General features: G+C 73.6%; 15 protein-coding genes and 1 tRNA gene. 2 read left to right on the forward strand and 14 right to left on the reverse strand.

What is annotated here, in order from left to right; all coding sequences use genetic code 11:
• The 4 genes from ACFYNO_RS38895 to ACFYNO_RS38910 form a co-directional block, all read right to left on the reverse strand.
• Positions 1-561, reverse strand: coding sequence for a MobC family plasmid mobilization relaxosome protein (locus tag ACFYNO_RS38895; protein ID WP_388022890.1), 561 nt, complete (start codon positions 559-561; stop codon positions 1-3).
• A 404-nt stretch (positions 562-965) separates the two neighbouring features.
• Entirely contained in the window at positions 966-1784 is an 819-nt protein-coding gene (locus tag ACFYNO_RS38900) for a DUF2637 domain-containing protein (protein ID WP_388022891.1), read from the reverse strand.
• Positions 1785-2263: 479 nt separating this feature from the next.
• Positions 2264-3586: a DUF3631 domain-containing protein gene (locus tag ACFYNO_RS38905; RefSeq protein WP_388022892.1), complete on the reverse strand. Its 1323-nt coding sequence runs from the start codon at positions 3584-3586 to the stop codon at positions 2264-2266.
• Positions 3587-3888: 302 nt separating this feature from the next.
• Complete coding sequence (locus tag ACFYNO_RS38910; protein WP_388022894.1) at positions 3889-4152, reverse strand: hypothetical protein; 264 nt, start codon at positions 4150-4152, stop codon at positions 3889-3891.
• Positions 4153-4240: 88 nt separating this feature from the next.
• Between ACFYNO_RS38910 and ACFYNO_RS38915 the strand changes: the two genes are divergently transcribed.
• Both ACFYNO_RS38915 and ACFYNO_RS38920 read left to right on the forward strand, forming a co-directional pair.
• Complete coding sequence (locus ACFYNO_RS38915) at positions 4241-4909, forward strand: helix-turn-helix domain-containing protein (RefSeq protein WP_388022896.1); 669 nt, start codon at positions 4241-4243, stop codon at positions 4907-4909.
• Positions 4906-6501 (forward strand): tyrosine-type recombinase/integrase, encoded by a 1596-nt coding sequence (locus ACFYNO_RS38920; protein WP_388022899.1) that lies wholly within the window; start codon positions 4906-4908, stop codon positions 6499-6501. The genes ACFYNO_RS38915 and ACFYNO_RS38920 overlap by 4 nt, the downstream gene beginning before the upstream one ends.
• Before the next feature lie 130 nt (positions 6502-6631).
• Here the strand turns inward: ACFYNO_RS38920 and ACFYNO_RS38925 are convergent.
• From ACFYNO_RS38925 to ACFYNO_RS38970, 10 genes are all read right to left on the reverse strand, one after another.
• Positions 6632-6705: transfer RNA gene (locus ACFYNO_RS38925), tRNA-Thr, on the reverse strand.
• A gap of 267 nt (positions 6706-6972) precedes the next feature.
• Positions 6973-7269, reverse strand: coding sequence for a putative quinol monooxygenase (locus ACFYNO_RS38930; RefSeq protein ID WP_388022900.1), 297 nt, complete (start codon positions 7267-7269; stop codon positions 6973-6975).
• Between the two features lie 110 nt (positions 7270-7379).
• On the reverse strand, positions 7380-7937 hold the full coding sequence (locus ACFYNO_RS38935; RefSeq protein WP_388022902.1) for a GNAT family N-acetyltransferase: 558 nt from the start codon (positions 7935-7937) through the stop codon (positions 7380-7382).
• Positions 7938-8008: 71 nt separating this feature from the next.
• On the reverse strand, positions 8009-9598 hold the full coding sequence (locus tag ACFYNO_RS38940) for an alpha/beta hydrolase (protein ID WP_388022904.1): 1590 nt from the start codon (positions 9596-9598) through the stop codon (positions 8009-8011).
• 50 nt (positions 9599-9648) lie between these two features.
• On the reverse strand, positions 9649-10746 hold the full coding sequence (locus tag ACFYNO_RS38945) for a hypothetical protein (protein ID WP_388022907.1): 1098 nt from the start codon (positions 10744-10746) through the stop codon (positions 9649-9651).
• 164 nt (positions 10747-10910) lie between these two features.
• On the reverse strand, positions 10911-12128 hold the full coding sequence (locus tag ACFYNO_RS38950) for a DNA polymerase III subunit delta' (RefSeq protein WP_388022910.1): 1218 nt from the start codon (positions 12126-12128) through the stop codon (positions 10911-10913).
• Between the two features lie 117 nt (positions 12129-12245).
• Positions 12246-15605: a dTMP kinase gene (gene tmk / locus ACFYNO_RS38955; RefSeq protein ID WP_388022911.1), complete on the reverse strand. Its 3360-nt coding sequence runs from the start codon at positions 15603-15605 to the stop codon at positions 12246-12248.
• Between the two features lie 116 nt (positions 15606-15721).
• Positions 15722-18592: a type I DNA topoisomerase gene (gene topA, locus ACFYNO_RS38960; protein WP_388022913.1), complete on the reverse strand. Its 2871-nt coding sequence runs from the start codon at positions 18590-18592 to the stop codon at positions 15722-15724.
• 376 nt (positions 18593-18968) lie between these two features.
• The gene (locus tag ACFYNO_RS38965; protein WP_388022915.1) at positions 18969-19409 is read right to left on the reverse strand and encodes a DUF3592 domain-containing protein; all 441 of its coding nucleotides are present in this window, start codon (positions 19407-19409) and stop codon (positions 18969-18971) included.
• Between the two features lie 200 nt (positions 19410-19609).
• Complete coding sequence (locus ACFYNO_RS38970) at positions 19610-21139, reverse strand: methyltransferase (RefSeq protein WP_388022916.1); 1530 nt, start codon at positions 21137-21139, stop codon at positions 19610-19612.
• Between the last annotated feature and the right edge of the window lie 97 nt (positions 21140-21236).

Below are 21236 nucleotides of genomic sequence, written 5' to 3' on the forward strand. Positions count from 1 at the left end.
TCAGCCTTCCTGGTTGGCGGGCTGGCGAAGGGCTTCGGCGATCTCGGTGAGCAGGCAGTGCAGTTCGTCGAGGGTGCGGCGGATGTCGACGGGGGGCTCGTATCCGCCGTTGAGGGCTCGGGCGATCTGGTTGACGTTGCTGGCGATACCGCTGATCTGGCGCAGGACGCGGGCGCGGAACTCGTGGATGAGTCGGCGTTCTTCCGCCAGGGGCAGGTCGATGAAGAACCGGCCGGCTATGAAGGCCAGGACGACGTCGGCGGCGAACCCGGACAGGCCGCGGTAGCCGTTGGCGGTGGCAGCCGCACGGAGCCGAGGCTCTTCCTCGGGTTCGAACCGCAGAGGGCCGACGCGCTCTTCGCGCTTGGTGCCGGTGTAGCGGCGGTTCTTCGGCACAGCATCATCGGCGGTGCCGTGGTCGGAGGACTCGTTGTCGGTCTCGGTCGGGCGGACGTCGGCGAGGATTTGCTGCTGGACGGCAAGGAGCTTGTCCGGGTCGGGGCCGCCCTCGGCCCCGACCTCCTGGCCCGGCGTGCCCTCGCGCTGGGCCGTCTCCGCCACCCCTGGGGCGGAGATCCCGCGAGTCCGGCCACGAGTCGGACACGCGGTACTACTGGCTCCGCCAGGGGCACGGTTGCCGAACGCCCACTGCCAAAGACCCTTCACGGTATGGGACTTCCTCCTCTCCTTCCCGCTCTCGCCGGTGGTGTCGTGGGGGTGCTGGGTATCGGTCACGGGCTGGTCTCCTGTCGCGGGGTCGTGGAGGTGCTGTGCTGTGAGCGGGATGCAAACGCAGCGCGCGGACCGGATCGGCGGCGAGCGGTTCGGCGGAAGAGTGATCCGGTGCTTTGGCGGATCTCGCTGGCCACGAGGTGGACATCCGCCAGACCACTTGGCGGTGAAGGGGCCGCCCGCCAGGCGCCGTACCGGACGTTGGCGGGCGGCCACCATGGAGCGGTGGCACGTCAGGCGGGCACCGGGTGCTCACGCGCCTGCTCAGGCTCGCGGTCGGCGTTCTCAGGCTGAGGATCGGCCTGCTCATCCCGCAGGAGCGCCATCAGCTCCGTACGGCGCTTGCTGCTGATCGGAATCCCCGCGTCGCTGAGAGCCTTCTCGACCACGGCGACGCTGACGCCGTGCTCGGTGACGACCGGCCGCAGCATCTCCACGAGCTGGTCCATGGTCTTCGCCGGTGGGCGTCCGGTGCGCTTGCGAGGCGCGGCTGGTTCTTCGTCGGAGGCCGGGCCGTCGTCCCTGCGCTCTGTGACCGGCGTGGGGCTGGACGGGCTGTCCTGTTCCGCCTTTGGCACGGGCTGGGCCGCCAGGGTGAGCTCGGGGTTTTCGCGGAGCGGGAGTTCGTCCTCGGCGGGCTTCGGGTCGGCGGCGGTGGCGGTCACGGTGGTGTTGTGGGCAAGGAGGGTGCCGCCGAAGAAGGCGAGAGCGGGCCATCCGGCGACCAGGATCCGCAGCCAGGCGGGGACGTGGGCGAGGTCGAGGAGTCCGGCCGTGGCGACGTTCGCGCCGAGGGAGGCGGTCAGGGCGATGGCGAACCACGTCCAGGCGGTGCCGGCCGGGCGGCCGGCGGTGTGCAGGGTCCGGATCCGGTGCCAGGCGGCGACGAGCAACAGGTCGACCGAGACGGGGTAGGCCCAGGCTTTCCAGCCGTGCTGTCCGGCGGCTTCGGCGATGTCGTGAAGGTGGGCGAAGGACAGGGCGCCCGCGATGGCGGCCTGTACGAGGACGGCGTCCGGGCGGGGCAGACGCGGTGGGGTGGTGGCGGTCATGCGGAAGGTGGTCCTCGCAGGTCGGGCGGTGGTGGTTTGTGGGATTGCCGTCTTTGCCGTCTTGCCGTCTTGGTGCTGCGGGACGGTCTCTGGGCTGGGGCGGGTTCGGCTGCCCGGGTGGTGCCGTGGACGCGGCGGTGTTCGGGTTCGGGACGGTGCGGTATCCGTCTTGGGGCTCGTATCCGTCCCGGAGGCATGGCCTGTGACCTGCGGTTTTACGGCAGGGACGGCTGGGACGGCACAAGACGGATGTGTTTCCCGTCCCGGGTGGGCCCGCCGCTCGCGCCGTGGTCGGGGCGTCGGCGGGCCCGTGGCGGATTGGGACGGCTGCCGTCCCACGCGCCGTCTTGCAGGCGGGGTGCTGCCGTCCCCGGTGCGGAAGCGTTTCCGTCTTGGGATGCCGTTCCGTCCCGGCGGCAGGTGCTGTGACCTGCGCTGTTACGGCAGGGACGGCATGGACGGCAGTTCGGGGAGGCTGGTCAGCCTCTGCTGCCCGTGCCCGCGCTCTCTTCTGTGGCCGTGGAGGTGATGGGGTGGACGGTGGGGCAGTAACGGCGCCAGGCGTCGAGGAACTTGTGGCGCGTGTAGCCCTTGCGCTGGGTTCCGTCGCCGAGGCGCACGTTGCCGGAGATGATGCCGAACTCGCGGAGCATCGAGCCGAGCCCACGCGGGGTCAGCCCGCCCCGGCTCGACTCGGCCCACGGGGCCTCGGCGTTGTCGTTGAGCTCGCGCAGCAGCTGGTCGGTGGTCAGGCTGTCCGCCTCGCGGTTGGCGTGGAAGATCCGGCGGATGTCGGCGAGGATCCGCGCGCCGCCGGGGTTTTCCTCCTCGGCCTGGACCTCGGCGTCGACCATGCGCTTGCACGCCTGGCGGGCGAGGCGAGGCCAGGGGCCGCCGGCGAGGTCGGCGATGATCACCAGGGGTTCCCAGGTGTCGGCGGCGCGGTCCTCGACCGGCATGTCCGGTTCCAGGTGCAGGGCCCGGCCGGCGAGCGGTGCGGTCCAGCGGGCGATGCGGTCCCGGATCTCGTGAAATCCGGGGCGGTCGCGCTCGGAGCGGTACGGCGAGACGCTCTCGCCTTCGGCACGCCGCCGCATGCGGATCACGATCGACCGGTCCATGATCGTGTCGGGCAGGTCGCCGATGCCGGCGATGGCCGCCATCGCGAAGGTGGGGAACTTGCGCGGGGTGTGGTCGTTGCCGACGACCCGCAGCACGTAGCGGTCACGCTGGTGCCCGGCGTTAAGCAGGCCGCGCATCTCCTCGTTCTTCTCGGCCATCTTCGGGCTGCCGAAGATCGTGTCCGCCTCGTCCACCAGCAGGGTGGGCGGCTCGTCGGTGATCGAGCGGAACACAGCGGCCGGAGACGAGTTCACCGTCAGGAGCGCCTGGTGGACGGTCTCGGTGAGCACGTCCAGCAGGCGCGATTTGCCGCACCGCTTCGCGGGGCCGACCACGGCCAGGCGCGGGGCGTGCTGCCACGACTTCTGCAGGTGCGTCGCTGCCACCCACAGCGTGGTGGCGACCAGCGCTTCCTCGGAGGGCAGGATCACGAACCGCGCGATCCGGGCCTTCAGCTGCGCGAGCACCTCGGCGCCCTCGGTCGGCTCGGTGTCCGGGATCAGGTCGGTCCCGTCCGGGGTGGCGGGCCCGGCCGGTGCGGCCTCGGCGTCGTGTCCACAGGCTGTGGACAGGGGGGTCTGCTGGGCGGGCAGGTAGGTGCCGGGCCCGCCCGGCTTGGCGACCGGAGGCCAACTCGTAGCGGGGGCTGCCGCATCGGGCGTGTGGCCCGTAAACTCCATGGTGAAGCTCCAGACTGGGGCGCGGGACCTGATCCGTCGCGCGCCACCGATGAAGGTCGCGGATAGGGACTTCGCCTGGCCCTCGGTGTTCCAGCACCGGGGGCCTTCGTGCGTCCAGGGCGGGTGAGCTCGGGAAGCCAAGCTCACCCAACTCGGAGGATCTGCCGAAACGTTGGCAGCGGTTCCTCGGCGGCCGGGGCCGCCGAGGGACCACGAACCTACGCACACATGCCGGGTAGATCCACTCCAACCGGGCAAGTACGCCCACGGCAGACAGGCTTGTGGATCGGGCTCTCACCACGTCAAGCTGCATCAGCCGCCGCACCTTCGCCGAGCGCCGCGTCGATGCCGAGCAGGCGCAGAAGGTCCGCTGTGATCACGCGGTACTTCTTGCCCAGCCGCAGGACCCGGCAGGGGTACGCGCCGAGGCGGGCCAGCTCGTAGCCCTTGCTCCGCCCGAGGCCGATGGCCCGGTTGGCGGTGTCGAGGTCGATGGCCGCCGGCAGCCTGAGAAGTTCGGCCCGACCCATCCCCTGAGCCGTCGCCGATATGTCACCAGTTCGCATATGAACTCCAAATCCGAGCTCCCCCGGACGGGGGGCTGCGGCGGAGTGCCGCAACAGAGAAGAGCTTTCCAGTGGCTACTGTGTCGATATGACACAACGCCGCGAGGAACACTGGTCCACCGACGACGAAGACGCGCCCGACTGGCCCGAACGGATCACCAAGGACGTGATCCGAGCAATCACCCGAAGGAGGCAAGACCTTGGACTGTCCGCGCAGGATGTGGCCGACGAAACAGGGGGCTTGGGCTACGAAGTCCCCAGGAACGTCATCGCCAACTGGGAGTCCGGCAGGCGCAAGACGATCACGATTCCCGAGCTGATCGTCGTGGCGGAGGCCCTGGACATCGCTCCTGTTGAGCTGCTCTTCTCCCCGGCCCTCGGCGGCTGGGTCGACTACCTGCCAGAGATGCCCAGCGACCGCTGGTCGGCGCTCACCCACTTCACAGGAGAGGCCCGCCACTCGCTCGGAATGTACCGCCTCCGCCTCTACCGGGAGCACGAACGGATCTGGCAAGAGCTTCAGGACGAACATCACGACGCGTTCCAGCTGGAATTCAAGTTGTTCCGGGAGGAATGGCCTCCCGGCTCGCAGGAGAAACTCGACGCTTTCGTCGCCGCCGTCCGCGAGCGGCTTCAACCCGTCAGGGCACACCTGCGCGAGATCGGCCTGGAAGTCCCGCACCTCGCACCGAGTCTCGACTTTCTCGACGCCGAGCTTCCCCCACTGAACACCGATACCGATCTGGAGGACGAATGAAGGGTTCCACCTACCACCGCTGCTACTGCCGCGACGCCGAGACCGGTAAGCCGCTCGGCAAGGCGTGCCCGAAGCTCGGCAGCCGGAAGCACGGCGCCTACTCCATACGCCAGGAGCTGCCCAACGCCGAGGACGGCACGCGCCGTTCGTTCAACCGCGCCGGCTACGAGACGCTGAAGGAGGCGCAGGCCGACCTCGACCACGTTCGCGGCCTGCTCGCCCTCGGCAAGGAGGATCCGGACGACCTGGCCCTGGTCGCCGAGTTGCTGGTGAAGGTCGCCGACGAGAAGGCCCAGCTGCCCGACATCGAGGAGACCCGTAACCGCCTGAAGGCCGGTCAGGATCTCTCCTCCCGCGTCACCGTGGGCGAGTGGCTCGATACCTGGCTGGCCGGCAAGAAGATCCGCAAGTCCGGGATCACCCGCTACGAGTGTGACGTGCGGGTCCACCTCAAGCCCCGCATCGGGCACATCCGCGTCGACCGGCTGCGGGTGAGCACGCTCGCCGAGATGTTCACGGCCATCGCCGACACGAACGAGGAGATCCTGGAGAACAACGCCCTGCGGCATGCGCTGAAGGCCGAGCTCGCCACGGTGCCGATCAAGGGCGTGGAGAACCGCGCCCGCCGCAAGGCTATGCGCGCCGAGCTTGCCGAGATGCCGCCGTTCCGGCGCACGACCGGCGCGGCAACCCGCCAGCGCATCCGCGCCACGCTCCGGACCGCCCTGAACGCCGCCATCCCCGAGGGCCTGATCACCCTCAACCCGGCCGCCCACGTCAAGCTCGACCCGGCCACCAAGCCGAAGGGTCTGGTGTGGACACCCGAGCGGGTCGCGCAGTGGCGGGAGACCGGCGTGAAGCCCTCCCCCGTGATGGTCTGGACGCCTCAACAGACCGGCGCGTTCCTCGATTCCGTGGCCGACGACCGCTTGTACGCGATGTGGCACGTGATCGCCTTCCGCGGCCTTCGCCGGGGCGAGGCGTGCGGGCAGCTGTGGTCCGAGACCAACCTCGACGACAACTCGCTGACCGTGACGACCCAGCTCGTACAGGACGGCTGGGAGGTCGAGGAGTCCGACCCCAAGACCGACGGGAGCTTCCGGACCGTGGCGCTGGACGACGACACGGTGGCCGTCCTGCGGCGCCACCGCGAGCGGCAGCAGAAGGAGCGGAACGACTGGGGGCCTGCCTGGAAGAACACCGGCCGGGCCTTCACCAACGAGGACGGGTCCTGGCTCCACCCCGGCAAGGTCACCGAGATGTTCGCGCGACTGATCGCCGCATCCGGGCTGCCGCCGATCCGCCTGCACGACCTCCGCCACGGCGCGGCCACGCTCGCCCTCGCCGGCGGGGTCGACATGAAGGTGGTGTCCGAGATGCTCGGCCACTCCTCCATCAAGATCACCTCGGACATCTACACCAGCGTCCTGCCCGAGATCGCCAAGGACGCCGCCGAGGCTGCCGCGAAGCTCGTCCCCCTCCAGCGGAAGACCGAAGCCGAGGCTCACGCCAAGGCCGCAGCCGAAGCTGAGAAGGCGAAGCGGAAGGCGGCGAAGAAGGCGAAGTCCAAGGCCAAGAAGGCCAAGGGCTAACCCAAGATCAACACCGGCGCTCACGCATCGCTCACGCAAGCGGTCTTGTAGCGCGGCACTGACGCCTGCCCACACGTCAAGGAATGGCAAAAGGCCCAGGTCACGGGCTATGTGACCTGGGCCTTCACTGAGCCGCCTGCGGGATTCGAACCCGCGACCTACGCATTACGAGTGCGTTGCTCTGGCCAACTGAGCTAAGGCGGCGCCGCTGCCCGTTCGATGGGCCGGGTACGGACACCATCGCATTGGCAACGCGGGTCAGTCTACACAGTTCTGCGGGGTGATCCGTACGGGGCGCTCGTCGTGGGGGCTGGTGGGCGGGGTTGGGGCGGCAGGAGGGCCCGGCCCCGCACGGCCGGGCTGTCCGGGTCCGCCGCCCGGGTGCCGACTGCCCCGCGGCTAGCCGCGGGGGCGGGGGGCGGGGTTGGTGCCGGTGGGTGGGACCAAACCGGGGGTGGGGGCCATGGCGGCCTACCGCTCGGTTATCAGGCTGCCGCGCAGCAGCCAGCTCGGACCCTGCGCATAGCCCTGGACCGTCTCGAAGAAGCGCTGGAAGTTGGGGCCCTCGCAGTGCGCGATGAAGGCCGCCTCGTCCTCGTAGGCCTCGTTGAGGTAGAAGCGGGTCGGGCGTTCGTCGTCCTCGACCAGCTCGAAGCGCAGGGTGCCCGGCTCGTCCGCCGTCGAGCGCCGGCTGTCCTCCAGCACGGCGGCGATGAAGTCCTCCCGCCGGTCGGCGGCGACCTCGAAAGCCACGGCGACCTGGTACATCGATTCCCTCCCGGTTCTTCACTCGCCCACCACGGTGATGGGCGAACTCAACCGTAGCACTGACGTTCTGACGCCGAGCCAGCTCTCCGGACCGGCTCTGAGCTGCAGATTTACGCCTGGGCGCGGGCGGTCCACTCCTCGGCCAGCAGCGCCCAGACCTCGCCGTCCTGGCGTACGCCGTTGTGCGGGAAGACGGACCGGCGCACGCCCTCCAGGACCATCCCGACCCGCTGCGCGACCGCCCGGCTGCGCAGGTTCTCGGGGCTGCAGTGCCATTCGGCCCGGGCCAGCCCGCGCTCCACCAGCGCGTACTCCAGCAGCACCCGGACCGCGGCGGTGACCAGGCCGCGGCCCTCGCCGGCCGGCTCCATCCAGCAGCCCACCTCGCAGTTGCCGGAGCGGACGTCGAAGCTGACGAACATCACTCCACCGACCAGGGTGCCGTCCAGCCAGATGCCGAACAGCCGGCCGCTGTCGGCCGCCTGCTTCTCGGCGTACTGGCGCAGCAGGGCGCGGGCCGAGTCCAGGTCGGTGGCGCGGGAGGCCCAGGGGATGAACGGATCCAGGTTGGCCCTGGCCCGGTCCATGTGCGCCAGATACTCGGCGGCGTGGTGCGGCTCCAGCGGGCGCAGTTCGGAACCGGGGACGGTGAGGGGGAGGGCGAACACGGCGGTACTACTCCTCGGACGGCGTACGTGACGGGAGGCATGCTCCCCTCAACGGTCCCGTCCGCGCCAGTTCACTTGGCGCAGCGCAGCCCCGCCGCCGGCACCTTGCCCTCGACCAGGTAGAGGTCGACGGCGCTGTCCACGCAGTCGTTGCGCCGCCCGTAGGCGGTGTGGCCGTCGCCGTCGTAGGTGACCAGGTGCCCGGACTCCAGCTGGTCGGCCAGTGACTGGGCCCAGGCGTAGGGGGTGGCCGGGTCGCGGGTGGTGCCCACCACCACGATCGGCGCCGCCCCGGCGGCCCGGATGGTGTGCGGCTGGCCGGTCGCGTGGACCGGCCAATAGGCGCAGGAGAGCGCCATCCAGGCCATGTCGGTGCCGAAGTGCGGCGAGGCCTGCCGGAACTGCGGCAGCGCCGCGGCCACCTGGGCCGGCGAGGTGAAGGCAGGCGGCAGGTCCAGGCAGTTGACCGCCATGTTGGCGAACATCAGGTTCGGGTAGCTGCCGTCCGCCGCCCGTTCGTAGTACGAGTCGGACAACCGGAGCAGCGGGCCGCCGTCGCCGCCGTGCGCGGCCGCCAGGGCGCTGCGCAGCTGCGGCCAGAGGAACTCCGCGTACATCGCCTCCAGCACCCCGGTGACGGCCTGCGCCTCGGTCAGCTGCCGAGCCCCGCCGGCCGGCAGCGGGCGGTCGCCGACCGAGCCGATCAGCGCGTCCAGCCACTGCCCGGCCTGCTGCTCGGTGCTGCCCACCGGGCAGTCGGAGCGGGTGGCGCAGTCCTTGGCGAAGGCCGCCCAGGCGGTCTCGAAGCCGCTGGCCTGGGTGCGGTTGCCGGTGACCGCGTCCATCGACGGGTCCATCGCGCCGTCCAGCACCAGCCGGCCGACCCGGGACGGGAAGAGCCCGGCGTAGGTGGCACCGAGCAGCGTGCCGTAGGACTTGCCGACGTAGTTGAGCCGCTGGTCGCCGAGCAGCGCCCGCAGCACGTCCATGTCCCGGGCCGCCTCCACCGTGCTGACGTGGGCCAGCAGGCTGCCCGAGCGGGTCCGGCAGCCGGCCGCGAACTCCTGGTCGGCGGCCACCAGGCGGTCGATCTCGTCCTGGCTGCGCGGGGTGGTGGCGACCGCCGTGTAGGCGTCCATCCGGTCGCCGCTCAGACAGCTCACCGGGGAGCTGCGGCCGACTCCGCGCGGGTCCAGGCCGACCAGGTCGTAGGCGGCCCGGACCACCGGCTGGTAGCCGCCCGCCACCGCCTCCACGTACTCCACCGCCGAGCCGCCGGGCCCGCCCGGATTGAGCAGCAGCGAGCCGAGCCGCTGCCGGCCGCCCGCGCCGTCCGCCGGGCGGCGCACCGCGCCCAGGCTGAGGTCGCCGGTGCCGGGGTGGTCGTAGTCCAGCGGCACCTTGACCTTGGCGCACTGGAAGCCGTTGTCGCACGGCTGCCAGGAGAGCTGCTGCTGGTAGTAGGGGGCCAGCGCGGCCGGCACCTCGGTCGGCAGCGGCCGCAGCGGCACCGGTGCGGGGGCGGCGGCGTGGCCGTCCGAGGAGGGCGGCATCCGCTCCGCGGGCGCCGCGGCCGGGCGGCCGCCGCTGCACCCGGCGAGCAGCAGGCCGGCGGCGGCCAGCGCGGCCACCGTCCTCAACAGCGCGGCGGGCTGCGGCATGGGTGGTTCTCCCTCGGTGGTCGGCGTCGAGCGTAGCGGGCGGCGGCGGGTCAGCCGGCCGGGTGCGCCAGCGTGTCGCCCAGGTACTGGGCCGCCAGCCGGACCAGGCGCAGCCGCTCCCGGTCCGGGGTGAAGTCCTGCACCACGTCGGAGAGCTTCACCACCGCCCGGGGCGCCTGGCCGCGGCCGGCGTGCAGCGCGTCGGCCAGCCGGTGGGCGGCGGCCAGGCCGTCCGCGTCGGCCTTGGCGGCGGCCAGCAGCACCCGGGGCGCCGGGCCCGGCGGGGCGTCAGCGGCCGCCTGGGCGAGGGCGGCCGGGTCGTAGCGGCCGGAGACGCCGGCCGTCGCGCCGTACAGGTCGGGCCGGGTCAGGCCCGCGGCCACGGCGCAGGGCGCGGCGTCCGCCACCCCGAGCGCCGCCCAGCCGGCCGGGCCGGGCGGCAGGGTGCGGAAGGCGGCGGTCACGGCGGCGCGCACCCGGGCGTCGTCGGCCAGCGACTGCGGGGCCGCGGCGGCCAGCTCGCAGGGGTGCTCGGTGCCGGTCGGCGCGGCGGGGGCGACGGCCACGAACGGGCTGGTGCGGCCCAGCTTGATCGCCGAGGCCAGGCCGTCGAAGACGTCCGGCAGGTCGGCGTCGGCGGTCCGGCCCGGGGCGGCCGCCTGGAGCACCAGCACCGGGTAGCGGGCCGACTGGTCGTCGGCGTAGTGCGGCGGCAGCCAGACCCGAACGGTGCGCGGCCGGCCGTCCGTCCCGGCCACCGCCGCCTGCAGCAGCTCGCCGTCGGCCGGGTGCCCGATGCTGTCGAAGTGCGGGGCGGCTGGCACCGGCGGGGCCGACGGGGCCTCGGAGGGCGGCGCGGGCTGCACCGCCCGGACCGGCTGCGCGCTCACCGCTTCGACGGCCGCCTGACGGGCCGTCGGACCGGTCGGCCGTGGCCCGGAGAAGAGGGCCGTGACCGCCAGCGCGGTCGCGCCCAGGCCGCAGAGCAGCGCCGAGCCGAGCCTGAACAGCACCGGGCGCAGGTCGGACACCAGCTCGTAGACCAGCGCGGCCTGCTCACCGCGCCACCGGCCCAGCGCACCGCGGGCCAGCCAGCAGCCGGCCAGCAGCACCACGGCGGCCAGCGACAGCAGCAGCGGACGGGACATCGGGCACCACCTCGCGAGGATTCGCTACCGCGCCGCCCCGGCGCGCTCGCTCCACAGCGTGCGGGACACCGGCCCGGAACCGGCGCAGCGGGCAGGCCGGTTCCCGGTGTTCACTCGAACGAGCGAAGTGCGCCGCCGTGCCGCCGCCCCCGGCCGACGGGCCGTCAGCCGGCCCGCAGCGCGACCGTCATGGCCTCCACGGCCAGCAGCGGATCAACGTTGCGGTCCAGCGCCGTGCGGCAGGCCAGCACGGCCTCGATCCGGCGCAGGGTGGCCTCCGGCGGCCCGGCGGCGGCGACCCGGTCCAGGGCCGGGCGGACGTCCTGGTTGGCGGGCAGGCCGGGCGCGCCGAGCTGCAGCGCCAGCACGTCCCGGTAGAAGCCGAGCAGGTCCAGCAAGGCGGTGCCCAGGGTCTCCCGGCGGGTCCGGGTGGCCCGGCTCTTCTGCCGCTTCTCCAGCTCCTTGACCGCGCCGGCCATGCCGCGCGGCGCCTTGCCGCCCAGGCCCTCGGCCGCGCCGTAGACGGCCTTCAGGTCCTCGGTCTCCTTGGCGTCCCGGGTCTCGGCCAGCGCCTCGGCATCGGCCTTGGCGGTGTCCACCAGCCGCTGGGCGGCGGCCAGACAGCCGCCGATGTCGCCGACCTCCAGCGGGATCCGCAGCACCTCAAGACGCCGGGTGCGGGTCTGCTCGTCCACCGCGAGCCGGCGCGCGCGCTCCACGTCGCCCTGGCCGGCCCGGGCCGCCAGCTCGGCGAGCTGCGGCGCCACCCCGTCCCGGCGGACCAGCAGGTCGGCCACCGCCTCCGGCGCCGGGGTGCGCAGCACCAGGTGGCGGCAGCGCGAGCGGATGGTCGGCAGGGTGTCCTGCACCGAGGGCGCGCAGAGCAGCCAGACGGTCCGCGGCGAGGGCTCCTCCACGCCCTTGAGCAGCGCGTTCGCCGCCGCCTCGGTGAGCCGGTGGGCGGCGTCGATAAGGATCACCGACCAGCGGCCGCCGGTCGGGTAGGAGGAGGCCCGCAGCACCAGGTCGCGCATGTCGCCGACGCCGATCGACAGGCCGTCGCTGCGGACGAACTTCACGTCCGCGTGGCTCTCCGCCATCACGGTGTGGCAGCCCTCGCAGAACCCGCAGCCGGGCACGCCGCCCAGCTCCAGGTCCGGGCTGGTGCACTGCAGGGCGGCGGCGAAGGCGCGGGCGGCGGTGGTCTGGCCGGCGCCGGGCGGGCCGGTGAAGAGCCAGGCGTGCGTCATCAGCGAGGCGTTGGCGCCGGGCTCGGGGGTGCCGGAGCGGCCGGCGAGCACCGTGGCCCGGGCGGCCGAGGCCGCGGCGGTCAGCTGCCCGACCACCCGATCCTGACCCACCAGGTCGTCCCAGACGGTCACCGCTGCTCCCACGCTCCGCGCCCTGCGGCGCCCCTGCCCGTCGCGCCTTGCACGCCTTCCGCCAGCGAGCATACGGGCCGCCGCGGACAACCCGCGGCGGGCCGGGCGCCTCGCGGCCTACTTGCGGCGCTTGCGGCCGCGGCCACCGTCCTCGCCGTCCGGCTCCTCGGCGTCCCAGCGGGCCCACTCCTCGCGGGAGCCGAGCAGCGAGTCGGTCAGGCTCGGCAGGTCGTCCATCGGGGTCTCCTCGGCCCAGGACGGCCGGCGCGGGGGCCGGGCCGCCTGCTCCCCGGCCGGCTCGGCGGGCTCGGTGGGCTCGGTGGGCTCAGCGCGCCAGAGGCCAGGCGGCACCCGGTCCTCGACCGGCCGCACCGGCAGCAGCTTGGCCTTCCCGGCCGGCGCACCGCCGGCCGCGGCACGCGACGCACCGGCGCCGCCGCCCGGCGCACCGGCGGACCCGCCCGACGCGCCCCGCGACGCAGCACCGGGAGCGTCCGCCACCGGCAGCAGCACCGCGGTGCGCTCCACGGCCGACTCCGGCCGCGCCTGCTCGGGCCGCACGGACTCCGGCCGCGCCTGCTCAGGCCGCCCCGCGTCCGGCCGCTCCGCCTTGCCGCCCGGCTTCCCCGGCACCGCCGGCAGCACGGCCGTCTCGTCCGCGGCACCCGGCGCGGAGACCGCCGGCAGCACCGCCGTGCGCTCCAGTGCGCTCTCCGGGCCGTCCGCACCGTCCTCCGCACGCTCGGCGGCCAGCCGGTCCGCCGCGGCCACCGCCGCCTGCCGGTCCCGCTCCGAGATCTCCTCGGTCACCGCCTCCGCGTCATTGGCCGCCCGGGCCGCCGCCGCGGCGGCCTCCGCCTGCCGGGCCGCCTCGGCCCGCTGCAGCGCCTCCTCGGCGCGCCGGCGCTGCTCCTCGCGCTGCACGTCGCGCTGGCGCTGGAACTCGGCGGCGGCAGCGGCCTCCGCGTCCCGGCGGGCCTTCTCCTCGGCCTCGGCGGCCAGCCGGGCCTCCTCCGCCTTGCGCTCCTCCTCGGCCCGGGCCGCCTGCCGGGCCGCCTCGGCCTCGGCGGCGAGCCGAGCCTCCTCGGCCTTCTTCCGGTCCTCCTCGGCCTGCTTGCGAGCGGCCTCCTCACGGGCCAGCCGCTCCTTCTCGGCCTGCTCGGCGCGGAGCTGCTCCAGCAGCTCCTGGCGCTTGCGCTCGGCCGCCTCGGCCTCCGCCTTCTGCCGGGCCTCCTCGGCGGCACGCCGCTCGGCCTCCTCGCGAGCCAGCCGCTCGCGCTCCCGGCGGGCCTCCTTCTCCTGCTCGGAGAGCGGCAGCTCCCGGTCCAGCCGGTGCCGGATCGCGGTGGTGACCATGGCCGGTGCCTTGCCGGCGTCCACCACCAGGTAGCGGGCCGGGTCAGCGGCGGCCAGCGCCAGGAAGCCGGCCCGGACCCGGGTGTGGAACTCCACCGGCTCGTTCTCCAGCCGGTCCAGCGCCTCGGTGAACCGCTCGCGGGCCCGCTCCGGGTCCACGTCCAGCACCACGGTCAGGTCGGGCACCAGCCCGCCGGTGGCCCAGCGGGAGATCCGGGCCACCTCGGTGGCGGCCAGGTCGCGGCCGGCGCCCTGGTAGGCGATCGAGGAGTCCATGTAGCGGTCGGTGATCACCACGGCGCCGCGGGCCAGCGCGGGCCGGATCACGTTCTCCACGTGCTCGGCCCGGTCGGCCGCGTAGATCAGCGCCTCGGCCCGGTGCGACAGGCCGGTGTTGCCGACGTCCAGCACCAGGCCGCGCAGCCGCTGCCCGACCGGGCTGCCGCCGGGCTCGCGGGTCAGCACCACCTCGTGGCCCTTGCTGCGGATCCACTCGGCCAGCGCCTGCGCCTGGGTGGACTTGCCGGCCCCGTCGCCGCCCTCCAGGGCGATGAAGAAGCCGGTGCCGCTGACCCGGTGCTCCGGCACCTCGCGGCCGCCGCCCAGCGCCTCCAGCAGCTCCCGGCCGAACGGCACGGTGCCGCGCTGGTCGTCGGTGCGCAGCAGCACCAGGCCGGCCAGCGCCAGGGTCAGCACGCCGGCGGTGGCCACGGCGATCGCGGCGCCGCCGTGCACGAAGGTGAAGGTGCCGGGCGTCCGGTTGCCGTAGTCCACCTCGCCGTAGGCGGCGGCCAGCAGCGGCATGCCGAGCAGCGCGGCGCCGACCACCAGCCGCAGCACCGCGTACAGGTGCTCGGTGACCTTGGGCAGCCGGGCCTCCTCGACCTCCTGGGCGAGCAGCGCCCGGCCGACCCCGATCACCAGGCCGGCGGCCACCGCCGCCACCGAGGTGAGCAGCAGGATCAGCACGTAGTCGAAGACCAGGCCGGCCAGGATCAGCGCGGCACCGATGATGAGCAGCCCGATCGCGAGCAGCCGGCGGCGGGAGAGCGCGGGCAGCGTCACCCGGGTGAGCCGCAGGCCGAGCCAGGGCAGCCCGGTCGCCGCCAGCACCAGCAGGCCGTACCCGATCGGGCCGGCGCCGTGCTCGGCGGCGGTGAAGAAGGCCAGCGCGGCGGTGCCGGCCACCGCGGCGTAGGCGGCGGCGATCGCGAAGGTGAAGTACGGGGCGGAGCCGGTGCGGCCCTTGCCGAGCGCCGGGCCCGGGGTGGCGTCGGTGGGTGCCTTGAGGCCCTGCAGCGGCGAGACGGGGACGGGGCCGCCGGCCCGGGCCGGCAGGTCCTGCTGCTGGAAGAGCAGCACGGCCGAGGCGCCGAAGAGCACCGCCGAGCCGACCGCGGCCGAGGCCAGCTGGTGGTAGCGCAGCCAGTCCGAGCCGAGCGCGGCGAGCAGGTTGTTCACCAGCGTGCAGGCGATCAGGACGACGGCGGCCAGCGGCACGGTGGCCCAGCCGGTGCGCATGTCGATGGTGCGCACGGTCTCCAGGTTGGCGGCCGAGGGGCGCTGCTCGGCGGGAGCCGCGTACGGGTTGCCGACCGGGAGCAGGGTGGGCGTGATCGCGCCCTTGGCCGTGGACCAGACCCGCTCGGCCGCACCGCTGACGAAGACGGTGCCGAGCAGCAGGTAGGCGGGCGTCGACTGGTGGGTCCAGACCGGCCACCAGGGCGCGATGCCGATCAGCAGGGCGCGCAGCCCGTCGGCGGCGATCAGCGTCCAGCGGCGGTCCAGCGGACCGGTGACCAGACGGTGCAGCGGGCCGAGCAGCGCCACCCCGACCAGGCCGGCGGCGAGCAGCCGGGCCGCGAAGACCAGGGTGAGCGCGAAGGCGGCGCCGCGGTAGCCGCCGCCGAACTGCCCGGCGGTGCCGGCCGCCACCACGGTGAGCGCGAGCAGCACCAGGAAGGCCGACCGGTCGGCGGTACCGCTGATCAGCTGAGCCGTCCACAACCGGCGGTACGGGCGCGACCGCAGCAACGCGCGCGCCCGCTCGCCGGGTGTTCCGGCGGGCACCACTTCGGGGAGGGCGGGCACAGTGGGGGTGGGCTGCTCCTCGCTCGTCATACGGTCAGCGTAGCGGGCGGGGCGCGGCGTCAAGAGGCGCATGGCCCGGTCGAACGCCGCTATGACCGGGTTGTGACGCGGAACGCGGCTCGGTCGCCGCGTTCCGCGTCACCCGGTCAGTCCTCGGCGCCCGAGTCGCCGGCCGACTTGGCGGCCGTCGTCTTCTTGGCCGCGGTCTTCTTCGCCGCAGTGGCCTTCGTGGCCGTCGTGGTCTTCTTGGCGGCTGTCTTCTTGGCCGCGGCCGTCTTGGTGGCCGTGGTCTTCTTGGCCGCCGTCTTCTTCGCGGTGGCCTTCTTCGCCGGCGCCTTCTTGGCGGTCTTCTTCACCGGCCCGCGGGCCCGCTTCTCCGCCAGCAGCTCGTAGCCGCGCTCCGGCGTGATGGTGGCGACGTCGTCGTCCTTGCGGAGCGTCGCGTTGGTCTCGCCGTCGGTCACGTACGGGCCGAACCGGCCGTCCTTGACCACCACCGGCCGCTCGCTGACCGGGTCGGTGCCCAGCTCGCGCAGCGGCGGGGCGGCGGCGGCCCGGCCGCGCTGCTTGGGCTGGGCGTAGATCGCCAGCGCCTCCTCCAGGGTGACCGTGAAGAGCTGGTCCTCGCTGGTGAGCGAGCGCGAGTCGGTCCCCTTCTTGAGGTACGGCCCGTAGCGGCCGTTCTGCGCGGTGATCTCCACGCCCTCGGCGTCGGTGCCGACCACCCGGGGCAGCGAGAGCAGCCGCAGCGCGTCGTCCAGGGTGACGGTGTCCAGGGACATCGTCTTGAAGAGCGAGGCGGTGCGCGGCTTGACCGCGTTCTTGCCGGTCTTCGGGGTGCCCTCGGGCAGGATCTCGGTGACGTACGGGCCGTAGCGGCCGTCCTTGGCGACCAGCATGTGGCCGGTCTGCGGGTCGTTGCCCAGCTCGTAGTCGCCGCTGGGCTTGGCCAGCAGCTCCTCGGCCAGCTCGACGGTCAGCTCGTCCGGCGGCAGCTCGTCGGGGATGTCGGCGCGCTGGCCGGGCTGGTCGGCCTCGGTGGCGGCCTTCTCCACGTACGGGCCGTAGCGGCCGACCCGCAGCGTGATGTCGTCGCTGAGCCGGAACGAGCTGATCTCCCGGGCGTCGATCGCGCCCAGGTCGGTCACCAGCTCCTTGAGGCCGCCCAGGTGGTCGCCGTCGCCGTTGCCGGCGTCGGCGGCACCGCCCGCGCCCTCGCCCTCACCGAAGTAGAAGCGCTTCAGCCACGGCACCGACTCGGCCTGGCCGGCCGCGATCCGGTCGAGGTCGTCCTCCATCTTCGCGGTGAAGTCGTAGTCGACCAGCCGGCCGAAGTGCTTCTCCAGCAGGTTGACCACCGCGAAGGAGAGGAAGGACGGCACCAGGGCCGTGCCCTTCTTGAACACGTAGCGGCGGTTGATGATGGTGTCGATGATCGAGGCGTAGGTCGAGGGGCGGCCGATCTCCCGCTCCTCCAGCTCCTTGACCAGCGAGGCCTCGGTGTAGCGCGCCGGCGGCTTGGTGGCGTGGCCCTCGGGGCTGAGCTGCTCGGCGGCCAGCGGGTCGCCCTCGGTGACCTGGGGCAGCCGGCGCTCGCGGTCGTCCAGCTCGGCGTTGGGGTCGTCGGCGCCCTCCACGTAGGCCTTGAGGAAGCCGTGGAAGGTGATGATCTTGCCGGAGGCGGTGAACTCGACCTCCCGCCGGTCGGCCGAGGTGCCGGCCACCTTGACGCTGACCGACTGGCCGACCGCGTCCTTCATCTGGGAGGCGACGGTGCGCATCCAGATCAGCTCGTAGAGCCTGAAGTCGTCGCCGCTCAGGGCGGTCTCGGCCGGGGTGCGGAAGCGGTCGCCGGAGGGGCGGATCGCCTCGTGCGCCTCCTGGGCGTTCTTGACCTTGCTGGCGTAGACCCGGGGGGCCTCCGGCAGGTAGTCGGCGCCGTAGAGCTGGGTGACCTGGGCCCGGGCGGCGCTGACGGCCGTCTCGGAGAGCGTGGTCGAGTCGGTGCGCATGTAGGTGATGAAGCCGTTCTCGTACAGCTTCTGGGCCACCTGCATGGTCCGCTTGGCGCCGAAGCCCAGCTTGCGGCTGGCCTCCTGCTGCAGCGTGGTGGTGCGGAACGGCGCGTAGGGCGAGCGACGGTACGGCTTGGACTCGACGCTGCGGACGCTGAACGCGGTCTGCTCCAGGGCGGCGGCCAGCGAGCGGGCGGCCTGCTCGTCCAGGTGCAGGGTGTTGGCGGTCTTGAGCTGGCCGTCCTGGCCGAAGTCGCGGCCGCTGGCGATCCGCCGGCCGTCCACGGCGGAGAGCCGGGCGCCGAAGGTCTCCGGGTTGGCGGCGTCCGCGGGGGTGCGGCCGGTGCCGAAGACGGCGGTCAGGTCCCAGTAGGAGGCCGAGGTGAAGGCGATCCGCTCGCGCTCGCGCTCGACCACCAGACGGGTGGCGACCGACTGGACGCGGCCGGCCGAGAGGCTCGGCATGACCTTCTTCCAGAGCACCGGGGAGACCTCGTAGCCGTAGAGGCGGTCGAGGATCCGGCGGGTCTCCTGGGCGTCCACCAGACGCTGGTTCAGCTCGCGCGGGTTGGCCACAGCCTCCTGGATCGCGGCCTTGGTGATCTCGTGGAAGACCATCCGCTTGACCGGGACCTTCGGCTTCAGCACCTCCTGCAGGTGCCAGGCGATGGCCTCGCCCTCGCGGTCCTCATCGGTGGCCAGGAAGAGCTCGTCGGACTCCGCGAGCAGCTGCTTGAGCTTGGTGACCTGGGCCTTCTTCTCGGGGCTGACCACGTAGATGGGGGTGAAGTCGTGGTCGACGTCCACCCCGAGCCGACGGAACTCGCCGGTGTACTTGTCCGGCACTTCGGCTGCCGTCTTCGGCAGGTCGCGGATGTGCCCGACGCTCGCCTCGACGATGTAGCCGGGGCCGAGGTAGCCCTTGATCGTCTTCGCCTTGGCGGGCGACTCGACAATGACGAGTCGCTTACCGCCCTGCGCGGTCTCGCTGCTCGGGGACACCTTCGCTCTTCTCTCCCGGTCGCTTCGTGTGTGCTGGCCGACGGCTGGCCGACGCCCGGCACACCACCGCCGGGGGTGACCGCATTGCGACGACCCCACCTGCGGAGTGTGACCGTACCCTGGTCACCCTTGTCAAACGGACGGATCCCGCTTTTTCACCGGCAAGGCCGACCGACGCCACTCGAACGGTAACCCGATGATGGACCCCGGCGCCGCGCGGTTCTCGCGTCGGGGGCGTCCGCAGGCCGCCGAACCGGCCGGAACCGGCCGAAAGCTCGCGCTAATCGGGCGCGAAACCGCCGCCCAGCGCCCTGACGCCGGGTCACCCGCCGACTGCGCTGAGTGGTCGAGCCCCGGCGCGGCCGACCGGCCCGCGTCAGAGCGCGGCGGCCAGCAGGCCGAGGCCGGCGGCCAGGGCTCCGACGCCGAGCAGCGGCCAGAGGGTGTCCTGCAGCAGCGAAGGGGCCGGGCCGCGGTCGGCGAACACCACCCGGGACGGCTCGCGGGGATCGTAGTGGACCCGGACCGAGCTGCCCGGCGAGAGCCCGGCCGGGCGGCTCAGCGGCGTGCTGCCGCGTGGGCGGGCCAGCACCACGGCGGCCTCGGTGCCGTGCGCGGAGAGCGTGGCGTAGGAGAGCAGCGGGGCCGGATCGGCGGCCTGGCCGGCGGCCGTGTCGGGCACCACCAGGGCGGTCACCGGAACGCCGTGCCGCCGCAGCCGGTGGCGAAGGCGCAGCTCAGCCGCGCACCAGAACAACAGTGCGCCTCCGAAGAGCGCCAGCACGCCCCCCGCGACCCCCGCCGTCGGCGTCTCCACCCGGTCCCCCCGCTCGCCCGGCCCGCACGGGGCCACGTTCCCGCAGGGTGGCAACCGGCGGCCAACCGGAGGCCGACTCACGGGGGACGTGAGGAGAACGCGGGATCACGACTGGGTGAACGGATCTGCCATCCGGCGGCGGCCGCAGGGCTGCTGAGCGCGCGTCAGAACAGCCTCCGGACCGACTCCGGGAGCGGCCGTCAGACCGGCTGGACGAAGCCCTGCTCGACCAGCAGCCGCAGCGACTCCGGCACCCGGTCGCGGAGCACCAGGCGGTCCTCACCGAGCAGCTGGGCGATCGCGTCGACGATCTCACCGGCCGCCAGCGAGCCGTCGCAGACCCCGGCGAAACCGGCGCCCACGGTGTCCACCTTGGTCGCCCGCCGCATGCCCCGGCCCTGCCGCAGCACCACGTGCTCCGGGTCCTCGGCACCGGGCGCGCCGACCTGCTCCTGCAGCACCTCTTCGGCGAGCACGTAGCGGGCGGCGAGCAGCGCGGCGTCGTCGTGCTCGCGCAGGAAGTCCTGGCGGGCGAACCACTGCTCGATGTGCGGGCCGAGCGGCTGCTCCACCGGGTGCGGCCACTCCTCGATCCGCACGGCGGGGCGCTCGCTGCCCGAATTGCGCAGGGTGATCCAGCCGAAGCCGATGCCCTCCACGCCGCCCGCCTCGAAGGCGTCCAGCCATTCGCCGTAGCGGGCCTCGTAGGCCTCCCGGGCGGCCAGGTGGTCGCCGCCGTCGCGCAGCCACAGCTCGGCGTACTGCGCCACGTCCTGCACCTCGCGCTGGACCACCCAGGCGTCCAGGCCGGTCCCGGCCACCCAGCCCGCCAGCCGGTCGTGCCAGTCCTCGCCCTTGACGTGCTGCCAGTTCGCCAGCAGCTGGCAGTAGCCGCCGGGCACCAGCCGCTCGGCGGCGCCGCGCACCAGGGAGCGGCAGAGCTCGTCGCCGGCCATCCCGCCGTCCCGGTAGACGAAGCGGCTGCCGGGCGAGATCACGAACGGCGGGTTGGAGACGATCAGGTCGAACCGCTGCTCGCCGACCGGCTCGAAGAGGCTGCCCTCGGCGGTCTCCACCTGGTCGAAGCCGGAGAGCGCCAGGGTGAGGCGGGCGAAGGCCAGCGCGCGGGGGTTGAGGTCGGTGGCGGTCACCCGCTGGGCGTGCCGGGCCGCGTGCAGGGCCTGGACGCCGGATCCGGTGCCCAGGTCCAGCGCGCTGCGGACCGGGCGGCGGACGGCCAGGTTGGCCAGCGTGGTGGAGGCGCCGCCGACGCCGAGCACCAGCTCGCGCCGGGGCACGCCGGCCGTGCTGCCGCCGGCGCCGATGCCGCCCGCGCCGCCGACCGCGCAACCCAGGTCGGAGACCACCCAGGCGTCGGCGCTCTCCTGGCCGGCCACCTCGTTGGCGTACGGACGGACGTCCACGGTGGCCCGCACCCGGTCGCCGTCGGCCAGCAGCCAGCCGTCGGCCAGGCAGTCCTCGACCGGCAGCGCAGCGGCGGCGGCCGCGCGCGGGGCGGGCTGCTGCAGCAGGAAGAGCCGGATCAGCGTCTCCAGCGGGGTGCCGCCCCGGGTCGCGCGCAGCGCGGGCACCGCCTCGCTGCGGGCCAGGGCCGCGTAGGCGGTCGGGCCGAGCAGGTCGAGGCAGCCGTCGGCGGTGTAGGAGGCGGTCAGCAGCGCCTCCCGCAGACGGGCGAGGCGGGTGGGGTCGGGGGCGGGAAGCGTGGTCACCCGCCCATTCTCCCGCCTCCTGCCGCCGGTCCCGTGCAGCGTCGGTACGGGTTCCACGCAGCGTCAGGGCGCGGTCCCGTGCGGGTTGCCCGCGCGT

It is taken from the genome of Kitasatospora sp. NPDC006697 (assembly GCF_042869935.1).
Lineage (GTDB): Bacteria > Actinomycetota > Actinomycetes > Streptomycetales > Streptomycetaceae > Kitasatospora.

Coding starts and splice junctions, on each gene's coding strand:
- ACFYNO_RS38900 (WP_388022891.1), bottom strand. CDS start 1,784: ATGACCGCCACCACCCCACCGCGTCTGCCCCGCCCGGACGCCGTCCTC.
- ACFYNO_RS38905 (WP_388022892.1), bottom strand. CDS start 3,586: ATGGAGTTTACGGGCCACACGCCCGATGCGGCAGCCCCCGCTACGAGT.
- ACFYNO_RS38910 (WP_388022894.1), bottom strand. CDS start 4,152: ATGCGAACTGGTGACATATCGGCGACGGCTCAGGGGATGGGTCGGGCC.
- ACFYNO_RS38915 (WP_388022896.1), top strand. CDS start 4,241: ATGACACAACGCCGCGAGGAACACTGGTCCACCGACGACGAAGACGCG.
- ACFYNO_RS38920 (WP_388022899.1), top strand. CDS start 4,906: ATGAAGGGTTCCACCTACCACCGCTGCTACTGCCGCGACGCCGAGACC.
- ACFYNO_RS38930 (WP_388022900.1), bottom strand. CDS start 7,269: ATGTACCAGGTCGCCGTGGCTTTCGAGGTCGCCGCCGACCGGCGGGAG.
- ACFYNO_RS38940 (WP_388022904.1), bottom strand. CDS start 9,598: ATGCCGCAGCCCGCCGCGCTGTTGAGGACGGTGGCCGCGCTGGCCGCC.
- ACFYNO_RS38945 (WP_388022907.1), bottom strand. CDS start 10,746: ATGTCCCGTCCGCTGCTGCTGTCGCTGGCCGCCGTGGTGCTGCTGGCC.
- tmk (WP_388022911.1), bottom strand. CDS start 15,605: ATGACGAGCGAGGAGCAGCCCACCCCCACTGTGCCCGCCCTCCCCGAA.